We start from the raw sequence: 26,063 nt of genomic DNA on the forward strand, positions 1-26,063 counted from the left end.
TGTCGCGCAAAACAGATGAGTCCGCCTCGCGGGCTCTTAGAATCTCCAGGGAGAGCACAAGCATGGTGGATCCGCGTACCCCCGTCCTCGTCGGCTGCGGCCAGATCACGCAAAAGGAAAAAGACGTCGAGAAGGCGAAATCGCCGCTCGGTCTGATGGAAGATGCGGCCAAACGCGCCGCGCAGGATACGGGCCTCGGTGAGGCGCTCTTCGGCAAGCTCGACACCATCACCTGCGTGCGCTTCATCACGGATTCGCCCGATGCTGCACGCCTGCCGTTCGGGCGCTATGGCAATGTCGCCCAGTCGCTGGCCAATAAGCTCGGCGTCCAGCCGGCCAATACCTGCTACGGGCCGACCGGGGGCAACACGCCGCAATATCTCGTCAATTACACCGCCGAGCGGATCGCCGAGGGCGATCAGTCCGTCGTCATGATCGCGGGCTCCGAATGTTTCGGCACCATGATGCGCGCCATCGGCCAGGGCAAGATGCTCGACTGGGGCGATGACCCGGAAGGCAAGCGCATCGATATCGGCAATGAGCGCATCGGCGTCACGGAAGTGGAAAAGAAGCACAAGCTGCATTTCCCGGTGAACTGCTATCCGCTCTTCGAAAACGCCATTCGCGGCCAGAAGGGCCGGAGCGTGAAAGAACACCAGCTTGAAATCGGCAAACTCATGGCGCCTTTTACTAAGGTTGCAGCCAGCCACCCGCAGGCCTGGTTCCCCATCGAGCGCACGCCTGAAGAGATCGCGACGCCGAGCGAGCAGAACCGCTATGTCGGCTATCCTTATACGAAGTATATGAATGCCATCATGCAGGTGGATCAGGCTGCCGCCGTCGTCATGATGTCGGTGGAAAAAGCTCGCGAGCTCGGTGTGCCGGAAGATAAGTGGGTCTACTTGCATGGTTGCGGCGATGCCAATGACATCTGGTATCTGACCGAGCGCGAGAACTTCTATTCCTCGCCCGCCATCCGCACTATGGGCCAGAAGGCGTTCGCCATGTCCGGCTGGTCGATCGACGAGATCGATTACATGGACCTTTATTCCTGTTTCCCTTCCGCCGTGCAGATCGGCCGCGACGAGCTTGGCATTGCCGAGGATGATCCGCGCGATCTCACCGTGACGGGCGGCCTGCCTTATTTCGGCGGGGCGGGGAACGACTACGTGCTCCACTCCATTGCCACGATGATGGACAAGCTGCGCGCCAAGCCTGGCTCCAAGGGCCTGTGCACGGCCAACGGCTGGTACGTGACGAAACACTCCATCGGCCTTTATTCGACGGCGCCGAAGGAAGGCAAATGGCAGCGCGAAAACCCGGCCGATTATCAGAAGGACATCGATAACGGCCCGCATCCGCGCATGGAGGAAAATCCCTCCGGCCCGGCCAAGATCGAAACCTTCTCGGTCATGCACGGTCATGAAGGCCCGCAATTCGCCATCGTCATGGGCCGTCTCGATGCGGATGATGCCCGCTTCGTTGCCCATGTCACGGACCCGGCGGAAATGCAGAGCCTGATGAACCAGGAAAGCCTCGGCCGCCCCGGCACGGTTTCCACTGGCGATGACGGCATTCATTATTTCAAGCTGGCGTAAGCCAAGCTGCTGTGAAAAGAAAACGCCCCGCTTGAGCGGGGCGTTTTGCTTTTATGCGCCGGAGTTTACCAGAGCCAGGTTTCCGGCTCCGGGATGGGCCGGTTGTCGCTGATGGCCATAAAGCCTTTGATGTTGCGCACCAGCAGCCAGACGACGAGGAAAAGCAGCACCAGCCAGCCGACCAGAATGACCGAGGTCAGCACGCCGACAAGGCTGAAAAGCAGGCCGATCCAGAAGGTGCGAATCTGAAACGTGTAGTGAGTGGAGGAAACCGCGCTTGCCTCGCCGCGTTTCAAGTAAGCGACGATGACGCCGGCAATGGCCGAAATGCCGATCACAAAAGCGAGGAAATACAGGATATATACCAACTTGACGCCGTCAGCATCTTCCACCGGTCCCGCCGCGGAGCCGGGAGAAGGATTGGGCGTTTGGGGAGAATCGGACATGTCCGTGCCTCTTGATGGTGAAACCCGGTAAAAGGCTAGCCAGTTCACGTCATTGTGTCGACTAGCACAAATCGGGCTGGCACAAATAGGCAGAGATAAAGCAAGGCGCCGCTTCAGCGGCGGTGGAAGAAAAGGGAGAGGCGGATGCCACGAATTTACATGATCCGGCACGGCAAGGCGGCGGCAGGCTGGGACGCGGATGCCGATCCGGGCCTTGACGATCTGGGCCGCAAGCAGGCCGAGGCTGCTGCCGATGACATCGAAAAGCGCGTCGGCGCACCGCTTCCGGTGCTTTCAAGCCCGCTGCGCCGCTGCCGGGAAACCGCCGCTCCGCTCTCGGGCCGCTGGGGGCTCCAGCCGGTCATCGAGCCGCGTGTGGCCGAAGTGCCCTCGCCGGTGGAGGATTTGCGCGCGCGGGGCGAGTGGCTGCGCTCCATCATGGCCGGCACCTGGGCGGATGCAGTGGCAGCCGGCGACGGCAAGCACACGGCTTATGATTCGAAATTGCTCGCCTGGCGGCAGAGCGTCGTCGATGCGCTGCTCGAACTGGAAAACGACACCGTCATCTTCAGCCATTTCATTGCCATCAACGTGGCGCTCGGCCATGCGGTGGAAGACCCGCGGGTGATTTGCTTCAAACCGGACAATGGCTCCATTACCGTGTTCGAAACGAAAGGCAGTACGCTCTCGCTCCTCGAGCAGGGCCGCGAGGCGGACACGAAGGTCAACTGAACTGCCTTCCTTCCGCCGTTTTTTCTAGGCAAAGACGAAGCCATGCATGAGCTTTTGACAGTCGAAGAAATGGGCCGGGCGGATCGCTGGGCCGTCGCGCAGGGAACGCCGGGTCTCACGCTAATGGAAAATGCCGGCCGCGCTGTGGCCGAGGCGGTGACAGCGCGTTTCGAGCGCACATCCGTCGCGGTGCTTTGCGGGCCGGGCAATAATGGCGGGGATGGTTTTGTCGCCGCCCGGCATTTGAGCGCGGCAGGCTGGTCCGTCACCGTCTATTTGCTGGGTGAGCGCGGCAAGTTGACGGGCGATGCCGCCGAAATGGCGCGCCGCTGGAACGGCGCCATCCATCCCATGACGGGCGATGCGGTGCGCGGCGCCGGGCTCATCATCGATGCGATTTTCGGCGCGGGTCTTTCGCGCCCCGTGGAAGGCGTGCCCGCCGAGCTTATCCAGGCGGCCACCCGCGCGCGCATTCCCGTCGTCGCGGTGGATATGCCGAGCGGTCTTCATGGCGACACGGGCGAGGTGCTGGGCGCGGCCTTCGAGGCGGTTTTGACCGTGACGTTTTTCAGGGCAAAGCCCGGCCATTATCTGCTGGGCGGACGGCGCCATTGCGGCGAGCTTTTGCTCTGCGATATCGGCATCGGCGAAGAGGCGCTGCGCGAGCTGCTTCCCCATACTTATGAAAACCGGCCCTCGCTCTGGCTGGGCGGCTTTCCGGACCTCGAGCTTGGCGACCATAAATATACGCGCGGGCACGGTATCGTGGTGAGCGGCGGCATGTCCTCGACAGGGGCGGCCCGGCTTGGCGCGCGCGCTGCCTTGCGGGCGGGCGCGGGGCTTGTGACGCTTGCTTCTCCCTCCTCGGCGCTGATGGTGAATGCAAGCCAGCTCACCGCCGTCATGGTGCAGGCGGTGAACACGCCCGATGAGCTGACGGCATTTCTGGAAGACAAGCGCCGCAACGCGGTGCTGATCGGCCCCGGCGCGGGCATTGGCGGGCCGACGCGGGAAAAGGTGCTGGCCATTCTTCTGTCCGGCGCCGCCGTCGTGCTCGATGCCGATGCGCTAACGTCTTTTGAGGAAGTGCCGCGCGATCTCTTCGTCGCCATCGAAGGCTATTTTGCAGGTCCGGTCGTGCTTACGCCCCATGAAGGCGAGTTCAAGCGGCTGTTCAAGGATATCGAAGGCTCGAAGCTGGAGCGGGCCCGCGCCGCCGCCCGCAGAGCCGGGGCGATCGTCGTGCTCAAAGGCCCCGATACCGTGATAGCGGCGCCGGACGGGCGCGCCGCCATCAACACCAATGCGGGCGCAGAGCTTGCAACGGCAGGCTCGGGCGATGTGCTGGCAGGGATCATTACCGGGCTTCTTGCCCAGAGCATGGCGCCTTTCGAGGCGGCCTGCGCGGCGGTCTGGCTGCACGGGGAAGCGGGCCGGGCTTTCGGGCCGGGATTGATTGCAGAGGATTTACCGGAAATGCTGCCCGTGGTTCTGCGCGATATCGAGGAAGGGCATTATGGCATCCCGGTCCAGCATCCGGCGGATTGAAGAGGGTGATCTGCCCGCGCTTCTCAGCATCTATAATTATTACATCCGCGAAACGCCGATCACCTTCGATATCGAGGAAAAGACACTGGCCGCGCGCAAGGCGGACTGGTTTTCGCTTTTCACCGATAGAGGTCGCCACCAATGTTTCGTCGCCGAGCGGGAGGGCCGGGCGCTCGGCTGGGCCTGTTCCATGCCCTTCCGCCCGAAAGCGGCTTATGACACCTCGGTCGAAGTGAGCATCTATCTCGCCCCGGAAGCGCAAGGCGCGGGGTTTGGCCGGGCGCTTTACGAAAAACTTCTCAGCGAGATTGCGGCGGCGGACACGCACCGCGCCCTTGCCGGGATCACGCTGCCGAATGACGCCTCCTGCGCCCTCCACCGGGCCATGGGCTTTGAAGACGCGGGCATTTTTCGGGAAGTGGGCCGCAAATTCGGCCGCTACTGGGACGTTTTATGGATGGAACGGGCGCTTTAAGCCCGGATTTGCGCGCTTTCCGGTTTTCCGCGGGCGAGCCGGTAGAGAAAATGTGACCGCACCCGCTCTTCTTAAGATGACAAGCTGCCTTCCAGGAGGAAACGGGCCAAGCGCGGGGAAACGCGCGCAGCTCGTCAAATGGGAGGAACACCATGACACGCGTCGCCGCAATCCAGATGGAAGCGAAAGTTGCCGATCTGAACTTCAATATCGATCAGGCCAGCCGGCTCATCGACGAAGCCGGGTCCAAGGGAGCGGAAATTATCGCGCTGCCGGAATTTTTCACCACCCGCATCGTCTATGACGAGCGGCTGTTCGAATGCTCGCTGCCGCCGGAAAACCCGGCTCTCGATATGCTCAAAGCCAAGGCCGCGAAATATGGCGCCATGATCGGCGGCTCCTATTTGGAGATGCGGGACGGCGATGTCTACAACACCTATACGCTGGTCGAGCCGGACGGCACCGTGCACCGGCACGACAAGGACCGGCCCACTATGGTCGAAAACGCCTTCTATACGGGCGGCAGCGATGACGGGTATTTCGAGACCTCCTTGGGGCCCGTGGGCACCGCCGTCTGCTGGGAGCTGATCCGCACCGCGACCGTGCGCCGTCTGGCGGGCAAGGTGGGGCTGATGATGACGGGCTCGCATTGGTGGAGCGCGCCCGGCTGGAATTTCTGGAAGTCCTTCGAGCGGCGCTTTCACAAGGCCAATGGCAAGGCGATGGAGATCACCCCGCCGCGCTTTGCCGCCCTTGTCGGGGCGCCGCTGCTTCATGCCGGCCATACGGGCATGCTGGAAGGCGGCTTCCTGGTGCTGCCGGGCACGCGTATTTCCGTTCCCACCCGCACGCAGCTCATGGGCGAGACCCAGATTATCGATGGGGAAGGGGCGGTGGTCGCCCGGCGTCATTACACCGAGGGAGCGGGGATTGTCGGCGGCGAGATCGAGCTTGGCGCCACCTCGCCCAAAAAAGCCCCGCCGGACCGCTTCTGGATTCCCAATCTGGAAGGCTTCCCCAAGGCCCTCTGGCTGCATCAGAACCCGGCCGGAGCCTCCGTTTACCGCTGGGCCAAGCGCACCGGACGGCTCAAGACGTACGATTTTTCCCGCAACGCGCGCCCATAGCTGTGCCATCGGCAATAAAGGCGCTTCCCGGGGGCCGGGAGGCGCCAATTCTCTTAGTATTTCTCTGGCCATAGCCCGGCGCCCTTGCTATAGAGGGCGCCAATTTCCAAGGAGCCGCCCGGATCGCGGGGGGCTCCCCGGGCGGGATTGCGCCGTCTTTTCGTGCCATTGCGGGTGTGGTGGAATTGGTAGACACGCGAGATTTAGGTTCTCGTGCCGCAAGGCGTGGGGGTTCAAGTCCCTCCACCCGCACCACACGAAAGCGGTAAGGCGGCGGAAAGCCGAGACAGTCTCCCCGGCAGCCAAAATGGATAAGAGAAGAGATGCAGGTCACCGAATCCAGTGCAGACGGTCTGAAGCGCGAGCTGACAATTACGGTTGGGGCGCAGGACCTCGAAGACAAATTGTCCGCGAAGCTTGAAGAGCTCAAAGGGCAAGTGCGGCTGAAAGGCTTCCGCCCCGGCAAGGTGCCGATGAGCCATCTGCGCCGGACCTTCGGCAAGCAGGTGATGACGGAAGTCATCCAGCAGACGGTTTCCGAGAGCAGCCAAAAAGCCTTGGAAGACAAAGAGTTGCGCCCCGCTCTTCAACCTTCGATTGATATCGAAGGGGAAGTCGAGCCGATGATCGAAGGCAAGGCCGACCTCGTCTTCAAGATGAGCTTCGAGATTGTGCCGGAAATCGAGCTGGCCGATTTCTCGAAGGTCAAGCTGGAGCGCCCGGTCGCCGAAGTGCCCGAAGACGACGTTAAAGAGGCGATCGACCGTCTGGCCGAACAGCAGGTTTCCTATGAGAAGAAAGACGGCAAGGCCGAGGAAAAAGACCAGGTCGTGATCGACTTCGTCGGCAAGCTGGACGGCGAGCCCTTCGAAGGCGGCGCTGCGGAAGACGCGCGTCTCGTCCTCGGCTCCGGCCAGTTCATCCCCGGCTTCGAAGACCAGCTTCTGGGCACGGAAGCCGGCCAGGACGTGGAAGTGAAAGTCACCTTCCCGGAAGAATACGGCGCCGAACACCTGGCGGGCAAAGATGCCGTCTTCGAGGTGAAAGTGAAGGAAGTGCAGGCTCCCGCCGCCGCCAAGCTCGACGATGAATTCGCCCAGCGCTTCGGCATGGAGAATTTCGACAAGCTGCGTGAGGCCATCGAAGAGCAGATCAAGAAGGACTATGACCGCGTTTCCCGTGAAAACGTGAAGCGAGTGCTGCTCGACGAGCTCGATGCGCTTCATTCCTTCGAACTGCCGCCGACGCTGGTGGAGCAGGAATTCGAGCAGATCTGGCAGCAGTTCGAGCACGAGCTGGAGCATCAGGGCAAGACCGTTGCCGATGCGGACGAGCCGGAAGACAAGCTGCGTGAGGAATACAAAGGCATTGCCGAGCGCCGCGTGCGCCTTGGCCTGGTGCTTGCCGAAGTCGGTGAGAAAAACAAGATCCAGGTGCAGGACGCCGAAGTGAACCAGGCGATCGCCGAGCGCGCGCGCCAGTTCCCGGGCCAGGAACGCCAGGTCTATGAGTATTTCACCAAGACCCCGCAGGCGATTGCCCAGATCCGCGCGCCGCTTTTCGAGGAGAAGGTCGTCGACTTCATCCTGGAACTGGCCGATGTGACCGAAAAGCCCGTCTCCAAGGACGAGCTGCTGGCCAGCATGCAGGATGAGCATGATCACGACCACGATCATGACCACGACCACGGCGAGAAGAAAAAGCCGGCCGCTAAAAAGAAAACGGCAGCCAAGAAGACCGCCGCGAAGAAAGACGAAGGCGATGAGGGCGAGAAGAAGCCCGCCGCCAAGAAGAAAACGGCGGCCAAGAAAACCGCTACCAAGAAGACGGCTGCAAAGAAGACCGCAGCCAAGAAAAAAGACGAGGATTGAGACTCAATCCCTTGATCTTACGATGAAAAAGCCCGGCCTTCGCGCCGGGCTTTTGACTTATTGAAGCTCCGTAGAAGGAAGAAACACGAAGGAGGTCCGCTGTGTTCAATAACAGGCTCTATACGGCAACCCCGCGCCACCGGGAAGTCTATGGCCGCTATGAGCGGGTCTTCACGCTGGTGGATTTTTCCGCCGCCTTGCTCTTCGTCGTAGGGAGTGTCTGTTTCTTCTTTCCCCAGCTGATGACCGCCGGTACCTGGGCATTCCTCGTCGGCAGCCTTGCCTTTGCCGCCAAGCCGAGCGTCCGGGTGGCGCGCGAGTTTCACCTTTCCCGGCTGCCTTTGCCGGGTGACTTGCTGCCCGGTCAGGCGGGCACGGACGAACGCTCCTGAACTTTTTTGCGCTTTGGCGAAAATGCCGCTTGCATTTGGGGGGCAGCGGCTTTACATCCCTGCTCCGCGACGCACACGCACGTGCCTCTGGCCCCTGGATGGTTTAAGCAACGACGGAAGGCGTCCCTCTCGAACCATTGGCTGTAAAGGCAGCCATGCTTGAAAGGGATTGACGAATGTCACCAACCGCTGAGGGCGAGGCAGTCCTGCGCCCTGATTCCACCTATATCGATATCGACCGTGACCTCGAAGCCGAGGTTGTCAGCCTGTTCGGCGGTCATGCCGCGGACAAGCACGCGCCGATCCTGTCGGCCAAGGTCGACAGGTACCTTGCCAGCCACGTTCATGACGAGGCGGTGCTGGTGGTCGATCTCGATATCATTTCCTCCACCTATGAGGGCCTGCGCCGGGCACTGCCGGAGACGGAAGTCTTCTACGCTGTCAAAGCGAACCCCGCCGAGGAAGTCATCGGGCGGCTCGAAGCCCACGGCTCGAATTTCGATGTGGCAAGCCCCGCCGAAATCGACCTCTGCCTCAATGCCGGGGCCGATCCCTCGCGCATTTCCTACGGCAACCCGATCAAGAAGCTGCGCGACATCGCTTATGCCTACGAAAAAGGCGTGCGGCTCTATGCCTTCGACAGCGAAGCCGAACTTCTGAAGCTCGCTCAGGCTGCGCCGGGTGCGCAGGTCTTCTGCCGTTTGCTGATGACCGACAGCGCGGGCGCCGATTGGCCGCTTTCGCATAAATTCGGCTGCCCGGATGAAGAAGCCGTGCGGCTCCTGCGCCGCGCTGCCGACCTCGGCATGGACCCGATCGGCGTTTCCTTCCATGTCGGCTCGCAGCAGGTCTATCTGGCGCAGTGGGAAAACGCGATCGCCCGCGCGGCCCGCGTCTTCGAAGCGCTGGAACGTTCCGGCATCCGCCTAACGCTGATGAATCTCGGCGGCGGCTTCCCCGCCCGCTATCAGCGCGACGTGCCGGCGCTCATGGAATATGGCCGCATCATCCGCGCGGCAGTGGAAAAGGAATTCGGCGACGACTGGCCGCGCCTCATCATCGAGCCGGGCCGCGGCCTGGTCGGTGATGCCGGCGTCATTCAGTCCGAAGTCGTGCTGATCTCCACGAAAGGCAGCGCCGACAGCCGACGATGGGTCTTCCTCGATATCGGAAAATTCTCCGGCCTCGCGGAGACGATGGACGAGGCGATCAAATACCGTCTGCGCACGGCGCATGACGGCACGGCCACCGGCCCCGTCGTGATTGCCGGCCCGACTTGCGACAGCGCGGATGTGCTCTACGACAAAGCCGATTATCACCTGCCGCTCGCGCTCAATATAGGCGACAAGGTGCATATCTTAAGCACCGGCGCCTATACCTCAAGCTACTCGGCAGTGAACTTCAACGGCTTTCCGCCGCTGCGGACAATTTGCCTCTAAACGGCTGATGACGGGTCCGGTCTGCCTTTAATAAGGCAGGCCGGGATCTCCCGTGCGCCCTTCGGAACCGTCCGGGCGGGCAAGGCCGCCGCGCTTCTTGCCTCGGATAGCGGGCAGGGCGGCCAGCTCCTTCGGCGTGATCGTGCCGTCGCCGTCCGTATCGATTTCGTAAAATGCAAAGCGGGGCAGGGAGGTCAGTTCCGAAACGCTGATCCGTCCGTCGCCGTTCAGATCGACGGCGGGGAACCCGGCCCGGGCGATGCCGTAAGCGCCGGAAGCGTCCTGCGCATCCTCCCATTCATCCTCATCCACATAGCCGCTGCCGTTCTTGTCCGTCTCGATGAAGAATTGGCGCACATAGGCATCATATTCGGCGGTGGTGACATGCCGGTCACCGTTTGCATCGGCGCGCAGGATCGCCGTTTCCTTCGGGTTGGCAAGGGGCTCGCCCGGCAGGCGCCCATCCGGACGGTCCGAGCCGCAGCCGGCCAGCAAGCCACCGGCAAGTAACCCCATGGTCAGAATGGAAAAGGTTAAGGATGCCGGTTTCATTACGTCTCCCTCGCGTCATCTCGTGTTTAAGCGTTAATCTTGCATGATTCCGGGCGGATCGTGCACGAGTTTGCGTGATCGCCCCTTGAGGTATAGTCGTCTACGATCCATTTACCGAATCGAACTAATCAATGAAGGGCGGGGATGGCGTCCTTCAGCCTTTCCCCTCAAGCGATGCGCCCTCAATCGACTGGCAGGACATATTAAATGAAAGACCCGATCGATACTTACATGAGCACGCTGGTTCCCATGGTCGTCGAGCAGACGAGCCGCGGTGAACGCTCTTACGACATTTATTCGCGCCTGCTGAAAGAGCGCATCATTTTCGTGACCGGCCAGGTGGAAGATTACATGGCCACGCTGATTACGGCGCAGCTGCTGTTTCTTGAAGCGGACAATCCGAAAAAAGAAATCGCCATGTATATCAACTCGCCCGGCGGCGTGGTGACGAGCGGCCTGGCGATTTACGACACGATGCAATATGTGCGTCCCAAAGTGTCGACGGTCTGCATCGGCCAGGCGGCTTCCATGGGCTCGCTCCTGCTGGCAGCCGGTGAAAAAGACATGCGCTTTGCCCTGCCCAATGCGCGCATCATGGTGCACCAGCCGCTCGGCGGCTATCAGGGCCAGGCCACGGATATCGAAATCCATGCCCGTGAAACGATTTCGCTGCGGGATCGTCTCTACAATATCTACGTGAAACACACGGGCCAGAGCTTCGATACGGTCAAGGAAGCGCTGGAGCGCGACAACTTCATGTCGCCCGAGCGGGCCAAGGAATTCGGCATCATCGATCAGGTCGGTGAAACGCGCGAAGCCTTCGGTTTGGCCGAGGAAGAGAAATAAGGGAACAGAGCGCGATCAAGACGGGAATGCGAAAACCGTCATTGTGGCTAAGTATTTGATGAATAAGCCATTAATGAATTCTTGATCCCTCTGCCCGTAACATGGTCGTATGTCTCTAAGATGACAGAGGCCATGAGTCGGCCCATATCATGGGTAGTCATCTTTGGATTGGCGGCCGGTTTCGGGCTTTAATAGGCGTCAAACCGGCCTCGATCACAGACTTTAGACCCGATAGGAAGGGGCCAAGGAGTTTTCATGAGCAAGGTCAGCGGCGGTAGCGGCGATTCCAAGAACACCCTTTACTGTTCTTTCTGTGGGAAGAGCCAGCACGAAGTGCGCAAGCTTATCGCAGGGCCGACGGTGTTCATCTGCGATGAATGCGTTGAGCTGTGCATGGATATCATCCGCGAGGAGAACAAAAGTTCTCTCGTGAAGTCGCGCGACGGTGTGCCGACGCCTCAGGAAATCAAGGATGTGCTGGACGATTATGTGATCGGCCAGGAAGACGCCAAGCGCGTGCTCGCGGTGGCGGTGCACAACCACTATAAGCGCCTCAACCACGCCGCGAAGAACGCGGATGTGGAACTGGCCAAGTCCAACATCATGCTGATTGGCCCGACGGGCTGCGGCAAGACGCTGCTGGCGCAGACGCTGGCGCGCATCATCGACGTGCCTTTCACCATGGCCGATGCGACGACGCTGACGGAAGCCGGCTATGTGGGCGAGGATGTCGAGAACATCATTCTCAAGCTCCTGCAGGCGGCCGACTACAATGTCGACCGCGCACAGCGCGGCATCGTCTATATCGACGAAGTGGACAAGATTTCGCGCAAGTCCGACAATCCGTCCATAACGCGCGACGTGTCGGGCGAGGGCGTGCAGCAGGCGCTGCTGAAGATTATGGAAGGCACGGTTGCCTCCGTTCCTCCGCAAGGAGGGCGCAAGCATCCCCAGCAGGAATTCCTGCAGGTGGACACGACCAACATCCTGTTCATTTGCGGCGGCGCGTTTGCCGGTCTCGACCGCATCATTGCCCAGCGCGGCAAAGGCTCGGCCATCGGCTTCGGCGCCAAAGTGCAGGCCTCCGACGAGCGCCGCACGGGCGATCTCTTGCAGGAACTGGAACCGGAAGACCTCTTGAAGTTCGGTCTGATCCCGGAATTCGTCGGCCGTATGCCGGTGATCGCCACGCTGCGCGATCTCGATGAAGATGCGCTGGTGCAGATTCTCACCGAGCCGAAAAACGCGCTCGTGCGCCAGTATCAGCGGCTCTTCGAGATGGAGAATGTCAGCCTGACCTTCTCCGACGAAGCGCTGGTCGCCATCGCCAAGAAGGCGATCGAACGCAAGACCGGCGCGCGCGGGCTGCGCTCCATTCTGGAGGGCATTCTGCTCGACACCATGTTCGAACTGCCGGCCCTGGAAGGGGTGGAGGAAGTTGTCATTTCCGCCGAAGTGGTGGAAGGCAAAGCCCGTCCGCTTTTCATCTATGCCGAGCGCAAAGGCGACATGGAATCGAGCGCCTCGTAAGCGGCGATTAAAATTTTCCATAATACGGAAGATGGCCTTGAAACTTTTGCTTTCAGGGCCATTTTTCGTTTAACGGTTTCCCTTGGAAACGGGGCGGAAAATACCCCTAAAGCCCTGTTTTTCCGGTAATTTCCGGTCAGCCCGTGGCGTGACGGCGTCGAATCTGACTAGAGTTTGATCAGCATTCGTTCAGCAATAATTGTCATAATGGAACGGATGGACTGGGAGCCGACAAACACCGGCAACGCCCCATCTCCCGGGGCGTCCGAGAACAGGATGAAAGTATGAGCGACAGCAACGACATCTTCCCGGAAAATACGGACAACGAAGAAGGCACCGCGCGGAAAGCAGGTCCGCTGCCGGTTCTGCCGCTTCGGGACATCGTGGTTTTCCCGCATATGATCGTGCCGCTTTTCGTCGGCCGGGAAAAATCGGTCCGCGCGTTGGAAGAGGTCATGCAGGACGACAAACAGATCCTGCTTGTCACGCAGAAAGACGCGAGTGACGACAATCCGGCCATCGAGGATATTTATAATATCGGCGCGATCGGCCAGGTATTGCAGCTGCTCAAATTGCCGGACGGCACCGTGAAGGTGCTGGTGGAAGGCACGAGCCGCGCGCGCATCGAAGAATTCACCGACAATTCGAATTTCTACGAAGCCGAAGTCACCGAGCTTCCGGAAATCGAAGCGGAAGGCGAGCAGATGGAAGCGCTGGCGCGCACCGTCGTCGCGCAGTTCGAAAGCTATGTGAAGCTCAACAAGAAAGTGCCGCCGGAAGTGCTCTCTTCGGTCACCCAGATCGAGGAATATTCCAAGCTGGCCGACACGATCGCCAGCCACCTGAACATCAAGATTCAGGAAAAGCAGGAACTGCTGGAAATGCCGTCGGTTGCCGAGCGGCTGGAGCGCGTTTATTCGCTGATGGAAGGCGAGATCAGCGTCCTGCAAGTGGAAAAGAAAATCCGCGGCCGCGTGAAGCGCCAGATGGAGAAGACGCAGCGCGAGTACTATCTGAACGAGCAGCTTAAAGCCATTCAGAAGGAGCTTGGCGGCGGCGACGAGGAAGGCCGCGACGAGGTGGCCGAACTCGAAGAGCGCATCGAGAAAACCAAACTCTCGAAAGAAGCGCGTGAGAAGGCGATGGGCGAGCTGAAGAAGCTCAAACAGATGAGCCCGATGTCCGCCGAAGCCACCGTCGTGCGCAACTATCTCGACTGGCTGCTCTCCATTCCGTGGAAGACCAAAGGCCGCGTGAAGAAAGATCTGAAGAATGCCGAGAAAATTCTCGACACGGATCATTACGGCCTTGAGAAGGTCAAGGAGCGGATCGTCGAATATCTTGCCGTGCAGCAGCGCACGAACAAGCTGAAAGGCCCGATCCTCTGCCTCGTCGGCCCGCCCGGCGTCGGTAAGACCTCGCTCGGCAAGTCGGTTGCCAAGGCAACGGGCCGCGAGTTTGCGCGCCTCAGCCTCGGCGGTGTGCGCGATGAAGCGGAAATCCGCGGCCACCGGCGCACCTATATCGGCTCCATGCCGGGCAAGATCGTGCAATCCATGAAGAAGGTGAAGCACACGAACCCGCTCTTCCTGCTCGACGAGATCGACAAGATGGGCGCGGATTTCCGCGGCGATCCTTCCGCGGCATTGCTCGAGGTGCTCGACCCGGAACAGAACTCGACCTTCATGGACCACTATCTGGAAGTCGAATACGACCTTTCCGATGTGATGTTCGTGACGACGGCCAATACGCTGAACATTCCCGGCCCGTTGATGGACCGTATGGAAATCATCCGTATCGCCGGTTACACCGAGGACGAAAAGGTGGAGATCGCCCGCCGTCACTTGCTGCCGAAGTCGGTCAAGAACCACGGCCTGCGCAAGGGCGAGTGGGAGATCGATGACGACGCGCTGCGGCTTCTGATCCGTACTTACACGCGCGAAGCCGGGGTGCGTAACCTCGAACGCGAGCTCAACAACCTCGCGCGTAAAGCGGTGAAGGAAATTCTGACCACGGACAAGAAGTCGATTTCCGTGACCGTGGACAATCTCGCCGACTTTGCCGGCGTGCAGAAATACCGTTACGGCGAAGCCGAACGCGAAGATCAGGTGGGCGCGGTTACCGGCCTTGCCTGGACGGAAGTAGGCGGCGAGCTCTTGACCATCGAAAGCGTCATGGTGCCCGGCAAGGGCCGCATGACGGTGACGGGCAACCTGCGCGATGTCATGAAAGAGTCGATCTCGGCAGCGAATTCCTATGTGAAATCGCGCGCCACCAAGATCGGCGTCGAACCGCCGCTCTTCGACCGCAAGGACATTCACGTCCACGTGCCCGAAGGGGCGACGCCGAAGGACGGTCCCTCGGCTGGTGTCGCCATGGCCACCGCCATCGTCTCCACGCTCACCGGCATTCCGGTGCGCAAGGATGTGGCGATGACCGGTGAGGTGACGCTGCGCGGGCGCGTGCTGCCCATCGGCGGGCTGAAAGAAAAGCTCCTCGCGGCGCTGCGCGGCGGCATCAAGAAGGTGCTGATCCCGCAGGACAATGCCAAGGACCTGGCGGACATTCCGGACAACGTGAAAAACGCGCTGGAAATCGTGCCGGTTTCGACCGTGGATGAAGTGCTCGAACATGCGCTGACAAGCCAGCCCGAACCCATCGAATGGGATGAGGAAGCGTATCTCGCGCAGCACTCGTCCAAGGGCGATAACAATGTCGAATCGGTGACGGCTCACTGAGCCGGCGCCGGCCGATAGGCCGGTTCATCCTATAAGTAGGACAGGGCCCCTGACGCTTTTACCGGCATCAGGGGCTCTTTTTTGCCTTTTTGCACGCAAAAGCAGTCAAACTTCGCTGAAAAATGGCAGAAAACCGTGGAAAACCGCCTGATTTGCTTTGCCGCTCTTCCTTCGGAGGGCTAGAGTCTCCCTACCAATTGCGCAGAGATTTTTCTCGATCAGAGAGGGGCCCAACGTGAATAAGAATGACCTGATTGCTGTAGTTGCGGACAATACCGGCCTGTCGAAGGCTGACGCGACGAAGGCCGTTGATTGCGTCTTTGACTCCATCACCGACGTTCTGACCAAGGGCGACGAAGTGCGGCTCGTCGGCTTCGGCACGTTCAGCGTGTCCAAGCGGGCAGCTTCCGAAGGCCGCAACCCGCGGACCGGTGAAAAGATCCAGATTCCCGCTTCCAAGCAGCCGAAGTTCAAGGCCGGTAAAGGCCTGAAGGACTCCGTCAACGCTTAACGGCGCGGACTTATCCACGAAAAAGGCCGGCAGCGATGCCGGCCTTTTTTGTGTCTGGATTTGCCTGCAAGGCCGGGGTCAAGCCCGCCCGCCGAGCTCCGCCGCTTCATCGAGATCGCCTTGGCCGAGTTCACCCTCCCGCTCTTCTCCTTCTTCCCCGCGCGGGTCGAGCTCGTAAGGGGTGGGGCCGGTGCGGGAGATGGGTACGGCCACGAAGTCTTCTCTCTGCTCTTCGGGCACCGGCGCTTTCACCATGATGCGCAGGACGACGAAGACCGTGAAAAGCACATAGAAGATCGCCGCGAAGCCGAAGACGAACCAGGTGCCCGTATAAGGCAGGACAAAGGAAATGATGAGCGGGCCGACCACGGCGCCGAGCGCATAAAGCAGCAAGAGCCCACTGGAGACCGTGACGAACTGGCTGGGCTTGGCATGGTCGTTCGCATGGGCCATGCAGATCGAATAAAGCGTCAGCGCGAAGAAGCCGAAAAAGGTCGAAAGCCCGAGCAGGGCAATAAGGTTCGAGGCCATCTGGAAAACGGCGAGGAGAACTGCCCCCACAGCGCCGCCTACGGCAATGCCCGCAATAACAAGGCGCCGGTCCATCCGGTCCGACAGGCGCCCCAGGGGAAGCTGGGCCGCCGCGCCGCCGATAATGGCCGCCGTCATGAAATAAGAGATGCCGGCAATATCGAGCCCGGCCTGGCGCGCATAGACGGGGGCCAGCGTCCAGAAGGGGCCGCTCGTCATACCGACGATGAAACAGCCCAGCGTGCTGACCGGCGTGACCGCCCACAGTCCTTTGAAATCTATTTTCGTCGATTCAATGGGCGCTGGCTGGACCGAGCTTGTGAGGGAGACGGGCACGAGCGCCACGGAAGTGAGGATCGCGGCAACCGCAAAGAGGACGAAACCTTCCGGCGGGGAGAGGTTCAAGAGCAGCTGGCCCGCCGTCACCGACAACAGGTTGACCACGAGATAGACGCCGAGCAGCCGGCCGCGCGTCTCGTTCGTCGAGGTTTCGTTGATCCAGCTTTCGATGACCATGTAGAGCCCGGCAAAGCAATAGCCGGAAAGGGCGCGCAGGATGAACCAGACCGTCTCGTCCGGCACGATCGGATGAACGAGCGGGGTAGCCGAGGCCAGCGACGCAAAAACCGCGAAAGAGCGGATATGGCCGACCGATTGCACCACCCGCGGGCAATGCCAGCAGCCGAAGACGAAGCCCGCAAAATAAGCCGCGCCGATGAGCCCCAGGGACATTTCCGAAAACTGGTCGATATCCCCGCGCACCGGAATGAGCGTGCCTTGCAGGCCGTTGCCGATCAGCAGAATGGAGGTTGCCAGAAGCAGGGAAAATAGGGGAGCAAGGCTGCGCGCCATTAAGAAACCTCTGAACCGGACTGCATCACGAAGCGGGAAACCCCCCGGGCGGGAAGGCCAAAGTGGACCGGATGGCCCCGCTATTCAACCGATGAACGGTGATCAGGCTATGACGGTTTCATGGAAGCGGCAAATCGGCAGTGCTGAAAGAGGGCCCGCCGGAGACGCTTGTGAGCGGCAGGGCGTTTTCCAGTTGACGCAGGCGCGGGGCAAGTTATGTTCGCCCCGCTCATGGGGGCGGTTAGCTCAGCTGGTAGAGCATCTCGTTTACACCGAGAGGGTCGGCAGTTCGAACCTGTCACCGCCCACCATCTTCTCCCCGACATCACCGGCATAAAATCACCGGCCAGGCATCACCTGATCGTTAAAAACCGCTCTAAGGGCGGACGCGCTGCGAATCGCAAATCGGGGCAGCGAACGGGTGTGATTGAAATCTCCTCAAACCTGCCCGCAAGCATTGGAAAATGCCCGCTGATCGGCGATACTGAACCTTCAATGTGCCGTTAAGGGGTTTTCCACGGTTAAGGCGCGCGAAACGCGCTTTAGCTGCTTGACAGCTGTCCGGCGCTCACGTACATGACGCGTCATCTTCAGGGCGGCGACCCCAATCAGGGGGGTGTAGCTCAGTTGGTTAGAGCGCTGGCCTGTCACGCCAGAGGTCGCGGGTTCGAGCCCCGTCACTCCCGCCATTGCCCCCTGAAATTTACCTCTGAAAATGCTTCTCAAAAATTGCATCCGGCAGGTTTCTCCCTGCCTGGAACAGGGGATCGCGATCCGCGTTTCGATCCTGCATGCCGATGCTCCGTTCACGCTTCGCTAAGAATGCCGCGAAGTTAAAAAACTTGAACAGGAACAATGGATTTAGGGTAATCGCCCTTTGCGTCGCGCGGGGGGCATGGATATACTCCGGCCAAATTTCAAGGGGTGGCGCGCAGTAGAGTCGACATAAGCCTTCAATCGGCTTATTTCGTTCTATGACATCCGAATCATTGGGGCCTCGCCGCTGCGGCAAGGATGCTGGGAATGGAAGAGCTGTTAAGCGAATATCTGCCGATCCTCATCTTCATGGGGATTGCGGCTGTTATCGGCATTGCGCTTCTTGTGCTGCCTTATCTCGTGGCGCCGTCGAAGCCCGACACGGAAAAGCTTTCCGCCTATGAATGCGGCTTCGATGCCTTCGACGATGCGCGCATGAAGTTCGACGTGCGCTTTTACCTCGTCGCGATCCTTTTCATTATTTTCGACCTCGAAGTTGCCTTCCTCTTTCCCTGGGCGGTGGCACTCGGCGATATCGGCATGTTCGGTTTCTGGTCGATGATCACCTTCCTCGCCATTCTCACCATCGGCTTTGCCTATGAGTGGAAGAAGGGCGCCCTTGAGTGGGAATAATTAAGACGGCAGGCCCGGGCTCCCAAGGTCCGGGTCTTTTGATGAACTTGCGGCAATGAGTGGTGCCATGAACAATCAGACGGTCATCGCAGACGCCCCCAAGGGCTTGGTGGACCCCCGCACCGGCCAGCCTATCGGCGCCGATGACCCTTACTTCAAGCAAGTCTCCGACCAGCTGGCCGACAAAGGCTTTCTGGTGACGCAGGCCGACAATCTGATCAATTGGGCGCGGACCGGCTCCTTGATGTGGATGACCTTCGGGCTTGCCTGCTGCGCTGTGGAAATGATGCAGACCTCGATGCCGCGCTATGACAGCGAGCGTTTCGGTTTTGCCCCGCGCGCCAGCCCGCGCCAGTCCGACGTGATGATCGTCGCCGGCACGCTGACCAACAAGATGGCCCCGGCGCTGCGCAAGGTCTATGACCAGATGCCCGAGCCGCGTTACGTCATCTCCATGGGCTCATGTGCCAATGGCGGCGGCTATTATCACTATTCCTATTCGGTCGTGCGTGGCTGCGACCGGGTCGTGCCGGTGGATATTTATGTGCCGGGGTGCCCGCCCACGGCAGAAGCGCTGCTTTACGGCATTCTGGCGCTGCAGCGGAAGATCCGCCGCACGGGTACGATTGAACGCTAATCCTCACGGCGGGGCCATCCGGCGCCGCAAAACAGTTTGAGATCATGTTGATGGACGAAAGTCTGCAAGACCTCGGCGAACATATTTCGGCCAGCCTGGATGATTCCGTCGTCGGTTTCTCGGTCGAATATGGCGAGCTGACCATTCATGCGGTGCGCGAGCGTATTGCCCGGGTGGTGAAATTCCTGCGGGACGATCCGGCCTGCCGGTTCACGGTGCTGATCGACATTTGCGGTGTCGATTATCCGGACCGCCTGAAGCGCTTCGATGTCGTCTATCACCTGCTCTCCATGACGCAGAACCAGCGCATCCGCGTGAAGGTGGAAACGGACGAAGAAGGCCAGGTGCCGAGCACCGTCAGCGTTTTCCCCGCCGCCGACTGGTTCGAGCGCGAGGCGTTCGATCTTTACGGCATTCTTTTCTCCGAGCATCCGGACCTGCGCCGCATTCTTACCGATTACGGTTTTTCCGGCCATCCGCTGCGCAAGGACTTCCCGCTCACCGGCTTTATGGAAGTGCGCTATGACGAAGAGCTCAAGCGCGTGGTCTATGAGCCTGTGAAACTGAAGCAGGAATTCCGTACATTCGATTTCATGTCGCCATGGGAAGGGCCCGACTATGTGCTGCCCGGCGATGAAAAGGCCACGGGCGAGGAGCACTGAGCATGGCCGAGCAGCAAATCCGGAACATGAACCTCAATTTCGGCCCGCAGCACCCGGCGGCCCACGGCGTGCTGCGCCTTGTGCTGGAGCTGGACGGGGAAGTGGTCGAACGCGTCGATCCGCATATCGGCCTCCTGCACCGGGGCACCGAAAAACTGATCGAGCACAAGACCTATCTGCAGGCCGTGCCCTATTTCGACCGCCTCGACTATGTGGCGCCGATGAACCAGGAGCACGCTTTCGCGCTCGCCGCCGAGCGGCTTCTCGGCCTCGAAGTGCCGAAACGCGGGCAATATATCCGCGTGCTTTATTCGGAAATCGGCCGGCTGCTCTCACACCTTCTCAACATCACCACGCAGGCCATGGATGTGGGCGCGCTGACGCCGCCGCTCTGGGGCTTTGAAGAGCGCGAAAAGCTGATGGTGTTCTATGAGCGCGCGTCGGGCTCGCGCATGCACGCAGCCTATGTGCGCCCCGGCGGCGTCCATCAGGACCTGCCGGAAAAGCTGCTGCAGGACATCTACGATTTCTGCGATCCGTGCGAAAAAGTGCTGGACGATCTCGAAGCGCTTTTGACCGGCAACCGCATCTTCAAACAGCGCAATGTGGATATCGGCGTGGTGACGGCGGAAGAGGCACAAGCCTGGGGCTTTTCCGGTGTGATGGTGCGCGGCTCTGGCATGGCCTGGGACCTGCGCAAGTCGCAGCCTTACGAGTGCTATAGCGAGCTTGATTTCGATATTCCCGTCGGCAAGAACGGCGACTGCTATGACCGCTATCTGGTGCGTGTGGAAGAATGCCGCCAGTCGCTGAAGATCATGAAGCAGTGCATCGAAAAGATGCCGGGCGGTCCCGTCAGCGCGGTGAACAATAAGGTGGTGCCGCCGAAACGCGGTGAGATGAAACGCTCCATGGAAGCGCTCATCCATCACTTCAAGCTTTATACCGAAGGCTACCACGTGCCCGAGGGCGAGGTTTATGCCGCCGTCGAAGCGCCGAAAGGCGAGTTCGGTGTGTTCCTCGTGTCCGACGGTTCCAACAAACCCTATCGCTGCAAAATCCGCGCGCCCGGTTTCGCGCATTTGCAGGCGATGGATTATCTTTGCAAAGGCCACATGCTGGCGGACGTTGCCGCCGTGCTTGGCTCGCTCGACATTGTGTTCGGGGAGGTTGACCGATGAGTGTGCGCAGGCTTGACCCGAACCAGCCTGAGAGTTTCGAGTTCACGCCGGAAAATCTGGAGTGGGCGAAAGGGCAGATCGCGAAATATCCGGATGGCCGCCAGGCCTCCGCGATCATTCCGCTGCTTTGGCAGGCGCAGAAGCAAGCCGGCGGCTGGCTGCCGGAACCGGCGATCCGCTATGTCGCGGACATGCTGGGCATGGCCTATATCCGCGCGATGGAAGTGGCGACCTTCTATACGATGTTCAACCTGACGCCGGTGGGCGAGCATTTCGTGCAGGTCTGCGGCACGACGCCGTGCTGGCTGCGCGGGGCGGACGACATCAAAGACGCCTGCAAGAAACACATCGGCCCGGAAAAGACGCTCTCTGCCGACGGCAAAATGTCGTGGATGGAAGTGGAGTGCCTGGGCGCCTGCGTGAACGCGCCGATGGTGCAGATCAACGACGATTATTATGAGGACCTGGACGGCGCGAAGATGGAAGAAATCATCAAGGCGCTGCGTGACGGCAAGGACGTGACGCCGGGACCGCAATCGAGCCGCAAAACATCCGAACCGATCGGCGGGCTAACCTCGCTGACGGACGTGCCGGGTGCGGGGGGCAAATAATGCTTAAAGATCAGGACCGCATCTTCACCAATCTCTACGGCTATGACGACTGGGGCCTCGATGGCGCCCGCCGCCGCGGCGATTGGGACGGCACGAAAGATATCATTGCCAAGGGCAAGGACTGGATCATCGAGGAGATGAAACAGTCGGGCCTGCGCGGGCGCGGCGGAGCGGGCTTTCCGACGGGCCTCAAATGGTCCTTCATGCCGAAGGAATCCGATGGCCGCCCGCATTACCTTGTGGTCAATGCGGACGAGTCGGAGCCGGGCACTTGTAAAGACCGCGAGATCATGCGCCATGATCCGCACAAGCTGATCGAAGGCTGTCTCATTGCCGGTTTCGCGATGAACGCCAATGCCGGCTACATCTATGTGCGCGGCGAATTCATCCGCGAGCGCGAGCGTCTGCAGGCCGCCGTCGATCAGGCCTATGAAGCAGGGCTTCTAGGCAAGAACGCGGCGGGCTCCGGCTGGGATTTCGATCTTTATGTGCATCACGGCGCCGGCGCTTATATTTGCGGCGAGGAAACGGCGCTGATCGAAAGCCTGGAAGGCAAGAAGGGGATGCCGCGCCTCAAGCCGCCGTTCCCGGCCAATGCCGGTCTTTACGGCGCGCCCACCACCGTGAACAACGTGGAAAGCATCGCCGTTGCCCCAACCATTCTGCGGCGCGGGGCGACCTGGTTCGCCGGGCTCGGCCGGCCCAATAATACGGGTACGAAGCTTTTCTGCATTTCCGGCCACGTCAATCAGCCGTGCAACGTGGAAGAGGAAATGGGCATCTCCATGCGCGAGCTGATCGACAAGCATGCCGGCGGCGTGCGCGGCGGCTGGGACAATCTGCTCGCGGTCATTCCGGGCGGCTCGTCCGTGCCCATGATCCCGAAAAGCATTTGCGATGATGTGCTGATGGATTTCGACTCGCTCAAAGAAGTGCAGTCGGGTCTCGGCACCGCCGCCGTGATCGTGATGGATAAGTCCACCGACGTGATCAAGGCGATTGCCCGTATTTCCGCTTTCTACAAGCACGAAAGCTGCGGCCAGTGCACGCCCTGCCGTGAAGGCACGGGCTGGATGTGGCGCGTTGTGGAGCGCATGGCCCGCGGCGAGGCGGATAAAAGCGAAATCGACCTTCTGCTCGACGTGACCAAGCGGGTAGAAGGGCACACCATTTGCGCACTCGGAGATGCGGCGGCCTGGCCCGTGCAGGGGCTGATCCGGCATTTCCGCCATGTAATCGAAGAACGGATTGACTCGCGCCAGGGCGCGGCAACCGTGGCTGCGGAGTAAAACATGCCGAAGCTGACCGTCGATGGCATTGAAGTCGAAGTAGAGCAGGGCGCCACCGTTCTGCAGGCCTGCGAGGATGCGGGCGCGGAAATTCCGCGCTTCTGCTACCACGAGCGCCTGTCGATCGCCGGCAATTGCCGCATGTGCCTGGTGGAAATGGAACGCTCGCCCAAGCCCGTGGCAAGCTGCGCGATGCCCGCCGCCGACGGCATGGTGATCCGCACCAACACCGAATATGTCAAACGCGCCCGCGAAGGCGTGATGGAATTTCTGCTGATCAACCACCCGCTCGATTGCCCGATCTGCGACCAGGGCGGGGAATGCGATCTGCAGGACCAGGCGATGGCCTACGGCGTCGACACCTCGCGCTTCGATGAGAACAAGCGCGCGGTCGAAGACAAGGAAATGGGCCCGCTCGTCAAAACCATCATGACGCGCTGCATTCATTGTACGCGCTGTGTACGCTTCGTCACGGAAGTTGCCGGTGTGCCGGAAATCGGCGCCATCGGCCGCGGCGAAGATATGGAAATCACGACCTATCTGGAAAAGGCTCTGACCTCCGAGCTGCAGGGCAATGTGATCGACCTGTGCCCTGTCGGTGCGCTGACCTCCAAGCCTTATGCCTTTACCGCGCGCCCCTGGGAGCTGCGCAAAACCGAAACCATCGACGTGATGGATGCGGTCGGCTCGAACATCCGCGTCGATGCGCGCGGCAGCGAAGTCATGCGCGTCATGCCGCGCAACAATGACGACGTGAACGAGGAATGGATTTCCGACAAGACGCGCTTCATCTGGGACGGTCTGCGCACGCAGCGCCTCGACAGGCCTTATGTGCGCGAGGACGGCAAGCTGCGCCCCGCAAGCTGGCAGGAAGCCTTTGCCAAGATCGCCGAAAAGGTAAAAGCGAGCGCGCCGGGGAAAATGGCGGCCATCGCAGGCGATCTTGCCTGCGCGGAAAGCATGAAGGCGCTCAAGGATCTGATGGGCGCGCTTGGCTCGGCCAATATGGATTGCCGGCAGGACGGCGCAAAGATCGGCGGCAAAGGCCGCGCGGCTTATCTCTTCAATTCCGGCATTGCCGGGATCGAAGAGGCCGATGCGCTACTCATTGTCGGTTCCAACCCGCGCCTTGAAGCGCCGGTGCTGAACGCGCGTATCCGCAAGCGCTGGCTGGAAGGCGGTTTCCCGGTCGGCCTGATCGGTGAAGACGCAGACCTGACCTACGACAAAGAATATCTGGGCGCGGGCGCGCAGACGCTGAAGGAAATCGCGGACGGCACGCATCCTTTCGCCCGCATTTTGCAGGTGGCCGAAAAACCCATGCTGATCCTCGGTCAGGGCGCGCTTTCCCGGCCCGACGGCGAGGCGGTGCTGGAAACCTGCATCGGCATCATCCGGGCGGCAGGCGGCGTCAGTGCCGACTGGAACGGCTTCAACGTGCTTCACACGGCAGCGGCCCGTGTCGGCGGCCTCGATCTCGGCTTCCTGCCGGGTGAAGGCGGCAAGGACACGAATGCCATTCTCGACGGGGCGAGCGCCGGCGAGATCGACTTCGTTTATCTGCTCGGCGCCGATGAAATCGACACGGCCCGTCTCGGCAATGCCTTCGTCGTCTATCAGGGCACGCACGGCGACCGCGGCGCGCACCGCGCCGATGTCATCCTGCCCGGCGCGGCCTACACCGAAAAGAGCGCGCATTGGGTGAATACCGAAGGGCGCGTGCAGCTCGGCGAGCGGGCCGCGTTCCCGCCCGGCGATGCGCGCGAAGACTGGGCGATCCTGCGCGCGCTCTCCGAAGTGCTGGACCAGAAACTGCCTTACGACAATCTTGCGCAGCTGCGCGCCGCGCTCTGCGGGGATGCGCCGAGCTTCGAGATGCGCGATGTGCAGCCGCAGGCGGGCGACCTGCCGGAAGGCGGCACGCGGGAGATGACGGATGCGCCGTTCCATGCGGCGGTGCGTGATTTCTACTTCACCAATCCAATTGCGCGGGCAAGCAAGGTAATGGCCGAATGTGCCGCGCTGCAAAGCGCGCAAGGCGAGGGGGCGACCGGAACCAATGGCTGAGATTTTCTGGGAATACGGCCTTCCGGGTCTGATCATGGCGGGGCAGAGCCTGCTGCTCATGGTGCCGCTGCTCGTGCTGATTGCCTTCATTCTTTATGCCGACCGTAAGGTCTGGGCGGCGGTGCAGCTGCGCCGCGGGCCTAACGTGGTGGGTCCTTTCGGCCTGCTGCAATCCTTCGCGGACCTGGCGAAGTTCATCTTCAAGGAAGTGGTCATTCCGGCAAGCGCCAACAAGGGCGTCTTCCTTTTGGCGCCTTTCGTCTCCGTGGTGCTGGCGCTTTCGTCCTGGGCGGTGATCCCGATGTCGGACGGCGTGGTGATTGCCGATATTAATGTCGGCATTCTCTATCTCTTCGCGCTGTCCTCGCTCAGCGTCTACGGCATCATCATGGCCGGGTGGGCATCGAACTCGAAATACCCCTTCCTCGGCGCGCTGCGTTCGGCTGCGCAGATGGTGTCTTACGAAGTTTCCATCGGCTTTGTCATCGTCTGTGTGCTCATGACGGCCGGCACGCTCAATCTCTCCGAGATTGTGCGCGCGCAGGACGGCAACTGGGGCCTCTTCAACTGGTACTGGCTCTGGCATCTGCCGATGTTCGTGATCTTCTTCATTTCGGCGCTGGCAGAGACCAACCGCCCGCCCTTCGATCTGCCCGAAGCGGAATCGGAGCTGGTGGCGGGCTATGCCGTGGAATATTCCTCCACGCCTTACATGATGATGTTCATGGCCGAGTATGTGGCGATTTTGACCATGTGCGCGCTCATGACGATCCTTTTCCTCGGCGGCTGGCTGCCGCCGGTCGATGTGGCTCCCTTTAACTGGATACCGCCCTTCTTCTGGTTCTGGATCAAGACGCTTTTCATCTTCTTCCTGATTGCGATGGTGAAGGCGTTCGTTCCCCGCTACCGCTATGACCAGCTGATGCGGCTGGGCTGGAAAGTCTTCCTGCCCATCTCGCTCTTCTGGGTCGTTTTGACGGCGGGTGTTCTTGTTGGTTTCGATCTGCTGCCGGCGTAAGGCAGGGATCGGGAAAGGAAA

Annotated in this window: 23 protein-coding genes and 3 tRNA genes; 23 read left to right on the forward strand and 3 right to left on the reverse strand. The window is 60.6% G+C overall.

Going from position 1 to position 26,063, the window contains the following annotated elements; all coding sequences use genetic code 11:
* Window positions 1-62: 62 nt before the first annotated feature.
* The gene (locus tag ACOQOT_RS06605; protein WP_420561550.1) at window positions 63-1,598 is read left to right on the forward strand and encodes an acetyl-CoA acetyltransferase; all 1,536 of its coding nucleotides are present in this window, start codon (window positions 63-65) and stop codon (window positions 1,596-1,598) included.
* 65 nt (window positions 1,599-1,663) lie between these two features.
* Here the strand turns inward: ACOQOT_RS06605 and ACOQOT_RS06610 are convergent, their stop codons facing one another.
* Window positions 1,664-2,044: a DUF4870 family protein gene (locus ACOQOT_RS06610; RefSeq protein ID WP_420561551.1), complete on the reverse strand. Its 381-nt coding sequence runs from the start codon at window positions 2,042-2,044 to the stop codon at window positions 1,664-1,666.
* A 144-nt stretch (window positions 2,045-2,188) separates the two neighbouring features.
* Here ACOQOT_RS06610 and ACOQOT_RS06615 point away from each other — a divergent pair, with 144 nt between their 5' ends.
* From ACOQOT_RS06615 to ACOQOT_RS06650, 8 genes are all read left to right on the forward strand, one after another.
* Complete coding sequence (locus ACOQOT_RS06615; RefSeq protein ID WP_420561552.1) at window positions 2,189-2,776, forward strand: histidine phosphatase family protein; 588 nt, start codon at window positions 2,189-2,191, stop codon at window positions 2,774-2,776.
* A gap of 42 nt (window positions 2,777-2,818) precedes the next feature.
* On the forward strand, window positions 2,819-4,324 hold the full coding sequence (locus tag ACOQOT_RS06620) for an NAD(P)H-hydrate dehydratase (protein WP_420561553.1): 1,506 nt from the start codon (window positions 2,819-2,821) through the stop codon (window positions 4,322-4,324).
* Window positions 4,293-4,799, forward strand: coding sequence for a GNAT family N-acetyltransferase (locus ACOQOT_RS06625; RefSeq protein WP_420561554.1), 507 nt, complete (start codon window positions 4,293-4,295; stop codon window positions 4,797-4,799). Before ACOQOT_RS06620 ends, ACOQOT_RS06625 begins: the two co-directional genes overlap by 32 nt.
* A 152-nt stretch (window positions 4,800-4,951) precedes the next feature.
* Complete coding sequence (locus tag ACOQOT_RS06630; protein WP_420561555.1) at window positions 4,952-5,926, forward strand: carbon-nitrogen hydrolase family protein; 975 nt, start codon at window positions 4,952-4,954, stop codon at window positions 5,924-5,926.
* Between the two features lie 170 nt (window positions 5,927-6,096).
* Window positions 6,097-6,181 (forward strand) — tRNA-Leu (locus tag ACOQOT_RS06635).
* 68 nt (window positions 6,182-6,249) lie between these two features.
* On the forward strand, window positions 6,250-7,797 hold the full coding sequence (tig, locus tag ACOQOT_RS06640) for a trigger factor (protein WP_420561556.1): 1,548 nt from the start codon (window positions 6,250-6,252) through the stop codon (window positions 7,795-7,797).
* Between the two features lie 101 nt (window positions 7,798-7,898).
* Window positions 7,899-8,189, forward strand: coding sequence for a YrhK family protein (locus tag ACOQOT_RS06645; RefSeq protein ID WP_420561557.1), 291 nt, complete (start codon window positions 7,899-7,901; stop codon window positions 8,187-8,189).
* Window positions 8,190-8,491: 302 nt separating this feature from the next.
* Window positions 8,492-9,628 carry a type III PLP-dependent enzyme gene (locus ACOQOT_RS06650; protein ID WP_420561920.1) on the forward strand — a complete coding sequence of 379 codons (1,137 nt, stop codon included), beginning with the start codon at window positions 8,492-8,494 and terminating at the stop codon, window positions 9,626-9,628.
* A gap of 27 nt (window positions 9,629-9,655) precedes the next feature.
* On the opposite strand, the gene ACOQOT_RS06655 is transcribed toward ACOQOT_RS06650, so the two are convergent.
* Window positions 9,656-10,180, reverse strand: coding sequence for an EF-hand domain-containing protein (locus ACOQOT_RS06655; protein ID WP_420561558.1), 525 nt, complete (start codon window positions 10,178-10,180; stop codon window positions 9,656-9,658).
* 207 nt (window positions 10,181-10,387) lie between these two features.
* Between ACOQOT_RS06655 and ACOQOT_RS06660 the strand changes: the two genes are divergently transcribed.
* The 4 genes from ACOQOT_RS06660 (at window position 10,388) to ACOQOT_RS06675 (ending at window position 15,805) form a co-directional block, all read left to right on the forward strand.
* Window positions 10,388-11,026 (forward strand): ATP-dependent Clp protease proteolytic subunit, encoded by a 639-nt coding sequence (locus ACOQOT_RS06660; protein ID WP_420561559.1) that lies wholly within the window; start codon window positions 10,388-10,390, stop codon window positions 11,024-11,026.
* Window positions 11,027-11,281: 255 nt separating this feature from the next.
* Window positions 11,282-12,556 (forward strand): ATP-dependent Clp protease ATP-binding subunit ClpX, encoded by a 1,275-nt coding sequence (gene clpX / locus ACOQOT_RS06665; protein WP_420561560.1) that lies wholly within the window; start codon window positions 11,282-11,284, stop codon window positions 12,554-12,556.
* 284 nt (window positions 12,557-12,840) lie between these two features.
* Window positions 12,841-15,294 (forward strand): endopeptidase La, encoded by a 2,454-nt coding sequence (lon, locus tag ACOQOT_RS06670; RefSeq protein ID WP_420561561.1) that lies wholly within the window; start codon window positions 12,841-12,843, stop codon window positions 15,292-15,294.
* A 235-nt stretch (window positions 15,295-15,529) separates the two neighbouring features.
* Complete coding sequence (locus tag ACOQOT_RS06675) at window positions 15,530-15,805, forward strand: HU family DNA-binding protein (RefSeq protein ID WP_045444062.1); 276 nt, start codon at window positions 15,530-15,532, stop codon at window positions 15,803-15,805.
* Between the two features lie 78 nt (window positions 15,806-15,883).
* On the opposite strand, the gene ACOQOT_RS06680 is transcribed toward ACOQOT_RS06675, so the two are convergent.
* Entirely contained in the window at window positions 15,884-17,188 is a 1,305-nt protein-coding gene (locus ACOQOT_RS06680; RefSeq protein ID WP_420561562.1) for an MFS transporter, read from the reverse strand.
* Between the two features lie 235 nt (window positions 17,189-17,423).
* On the opposite strand from ACOQOT_RS06680, the gene ACOQOT_RS06685 reads away from it, so the two are divergent.
* The 10 genes from ACOQOT_RS06685 (at window position 17,424) to nuoH (ending at window position 26,042) form a co-directional block, all read left to right on the forward strand.
* Window positions 17,424-17,499: transfer RNA gene (locus tag ACOQOT_RS06685), tRNA-Val, on the forward strand.
* A gap of 301 nt (window positions 17,500-17,800) precedes the next feature.
* Window positions 17,801-17,877: transfer RNA gene (locus ACOQOT_RS06690), tRNA-Asp, on the forward strand.
* 334 nt (window positions 17,878-18,211) lie between these two features.
* The gene (locus tag ACOQOT_RS06695; RefSeq protein WP_420561563.1) at window positions 18,212-18,577 is read left to right on the forward strand and encodes an NADH-quinone oxidoreductase subunit A; all 366 of its coding nucleotides are present in this window, start codon (window positions 18,212-18,214) and stop codon (window positions 18,575-18,577) included.
* 55 nt (window positions 18,578-18,632) lie between these two features.
* Window positions 18,633-19,214 carry a NuoB/complex I 20 kDa subunit family protein gene (locus ACOQOT_RS06700; RefSeq protein WP_045444047.1) on the forward strand — a complete coding sequence of 194 codons (582 nt, stop codon included), beginning with the start codon at window positions 18,633-18,635 and terminating at the stop codon, window positions 19,212-19,214.
* Window positions 19,215-19,264: 50 nt separating this feature from the next.
* Window positions 19,265-19,876 (forward strand): NADH-quinone oxidoreductase subunit C, encoded by a 612-nt coding sequence (locus ACOQOT_RS06705; RefSeq protein ID WP_420561564.1) that lies wholly within the window; start codon window positions 19,265-19,267, stop codon window positions 19,874-19,876.
* Between the two features lie 2 nt (window positions 19,877-19,878).
* The gene (locus ACOQOT_RS06710) at window positions 19,879-21,057 is read left to right on the forward strand and encodes an NADH-quinone oxidoreductase subunit D (RefSeq protein WP_420561565.1); all 1,179 of its coding nucleotides are present in this window, start codon (window positions 19,879-19,881) and stop codon (window positions 21,055-21,057) included.
* Window positions 21,054-21,668 carry an NADH-quinone oxidoreductase subunit NuoE gene (gene nuoE / locus ACOQOT_RS06715; protein ID WP_420561566.1) on the forward strand — a complete coding sequence of 205 codons (615 nt, stop codon included), beginning with the start codon at window positions 21,054-21,056 and terminating at the stop codon, window positions 21,666-21,668. The genes ACOQOT_RS06710 and nuoE overlap by 4 nt, the downstream gene beginning before the upstream one ends.
* Complete coding sequence (nuoF, locus tag ACOQOT_RS06720; protein ID WP_420561567.1) at window positions 21,668-22,957, forward strand: NADH-quinone oxidoreductase subunit NuoF; 1,290 nt, start codon at window positions 21,668-21,670, stop codon at window positions 22,955-22,957. Before nuoE ends, nuoF begins: the two co-directional genes overlap by 1 nt.
* Before the next feature lie 3 nt (window positions 22,958-22,960).
* Window positions 22,961-25,024, forward strand: a complete 2,064-nt coding sequence (gene nuoG / locus ACOQOT_RS06725) for an NADH-quinone oxidoreductase subunit NuoG (protein WP_420561568.1) — start codon at window positions 22,961-22,963, stop codon at window positions 25,022-25,024.
* A complete protein-coding gene (nuoH, locus tag ACOQOT_RS06730; RefSeq protein WP_420561569.1) occupies window positions 25,017-26,042 on the forward strand; it encodes an NADH-quinone oxidoreductase subunit NuoH in 1,026 nt (341 codons plus the stop codon). The genes nuoG and nuoH overlap by 8 nt, the downstream gene beginning before the upstream one ends.
* Window positions 26,043-26,063 lie beyond the last annotated feature (21 nt).

It is taken from the genome of Tepidicaulis sp., assembly GCF_965222285.1.
In the GTDB taxonomy this organism is placed as follows: domain Bacteria; phylum Pseudomonadota; class Alphaproteobacteria; order Parvibaculales; family Parvibaculaceae; genus Tepidicaulis.

What these genes read in the sequence shown, in the direction of transcription:
- nuoG (WP_420561568.1), top strand. Translation starts at nt 22,961, where the DNA reads ATGCCGAAGCTGACCGTCGATGGCATTGAAGTCGAAGTAGAGCAGGGC.
- ACOQOT_RS06680 (WP_420561562.1), bottom strand. Translation starts at nt 17,188, where the DNA reads ATGGCGCGCAGCCTTGCTCCCCTATTTTCCCTGCTTCTGGCAACCTCC.
- nuoF (WP_420561567.1), top strand. Translation starts at nt 21,668, where the DNA reads ATGCTTAAAGATCAGGACCGCATCTTCACCAATCTCTACGGCTATGAC.
- ACOQOT_RS06630 (WP_420561555.1), top strand. Translation starts at nt 4,952, where the DNA reads ATGACACGCGTCGCCGCAATCCAGATGGAAGCGAAAGTTGCCGATCTG.
- nuoH (WP_420561569.1), top strand. Translation starts at nt 25,017, where the DNA reads ATGGCTGAGATTTTCTGGGAATACGGCCTTCCGGGTCTGATCATGGCG.
- ACOQOT_RS06655 (WP_420561558.1), bottom strand. Translation starts at nt 10,180, where the DNA reads ATGAAACCGGCATCCTTAACCTTTTCCATTCTGACCATGGGGTTACTT.
- clpX (WP_420561560.1), top strand. Translation starts at nt 11,282, where the DNA reads ATGAGCAAGGTCAGCGGCGGTAGCGGCGATTCCAAGAACACCCTTTAC.
- ACOQOT_RS06705 (WP_420561564.1), top strand. Translation starts at nt 19,265, where the DNA reads ATGGACGAAAGTCTGCAAGACCTCGGCGAACATATTTCGGCCAGCCTG.
- ACOQOT_RS06700 (WP_045444047.1), top strand. Translation starts at nt 18,633, where the DNA reads ATGAGTGGTGCCATGAACAATCAGACGGTCATCGCAGACGCCCCCAAG.
- ACOQOT_RS06620 (WP_420561553.1), top strand. Translation starts at nt 2,819, where the DNA reads ATGCATGAGCTTTTGACAGTCGAAGAAATGGGCCGGGCGGATCGCTGG.
- lon (WP_420561561.1), top strand. Translation starts at nt 12,841, where the DNA reads ATGAGCGACAGCAACGACATCTTCCCGGAAAATACGGACAACGAAGAA.
- ACOQOT_RS06710 (WP_420561565.1), top strand. Translation starts at nt 19,879, where the DNA reads ATGGCCGAGCAGCAAATCCGGAACATGAACCTCAATTTCGGCCCGCAG.
- nuoE (WP_420561566.1), top strand. Translation starts at nt 21,054, where the DNA reads ATGAGTGTGCGCAGGCTTGACCCGAACCAGCCTGAGAGTTTCGAGTTC.
- ACOQOT_RS06605 (WP_420561550.1), top strand. Translation starts at nt 63, where the DNA reads ATGGTGGATCCGCGTACCCCCGTCCTCGTCGGCTGCGGCCAGATCACG.
- ACOQOT_RS06625 (WP_420561554.1), top strand. Translation starts at nt 4,293, where the DNA reads ATGGCATCCCGGTCCAGCATCCGGCGGATTGAAGAGGGTGATCTGCCC.
- ACOQOT_RS06695 (WP_420561563.1), top strand. Translation starts at nt 18,212, where the DNA reads ATGGAAGAGCTGTTAAGCGAATATCTGCCGATCCTCATCTTCATGGGG.
- ACOQOT_RS06615 (WP_420561552.1), top strand. Translation starts at nt 2,189, where the DNA reads ATGCCACGAATTTACATGATCCGGCACGGCAAGGCGGCGGCAGGCTGG.
- ACOQOT_RS06660 (WP_420561559.1), top strand. Translation starts at nt 10,388, where the DNA reads ATGAAAGACCCGATCGATACTTACATGAGCACGCTGGTTCCCATGGTC.
- tig (WP_420561556.1), top strand. Translation starts at nt 6,250, where the DNA reads ATGCAGGTCACCGAATCCAGTGCAGACGGTCTGAAGCGCGAGCTGACA.
- ACOQOT_RS06610 (WP_420561551.1), bottom strand. Translation starts at nt 2,044, where the DNA reads ATGTCCGATTCTCCCCAAACGCCCAATCCTTCTCCCGGCTCCGCGGCG.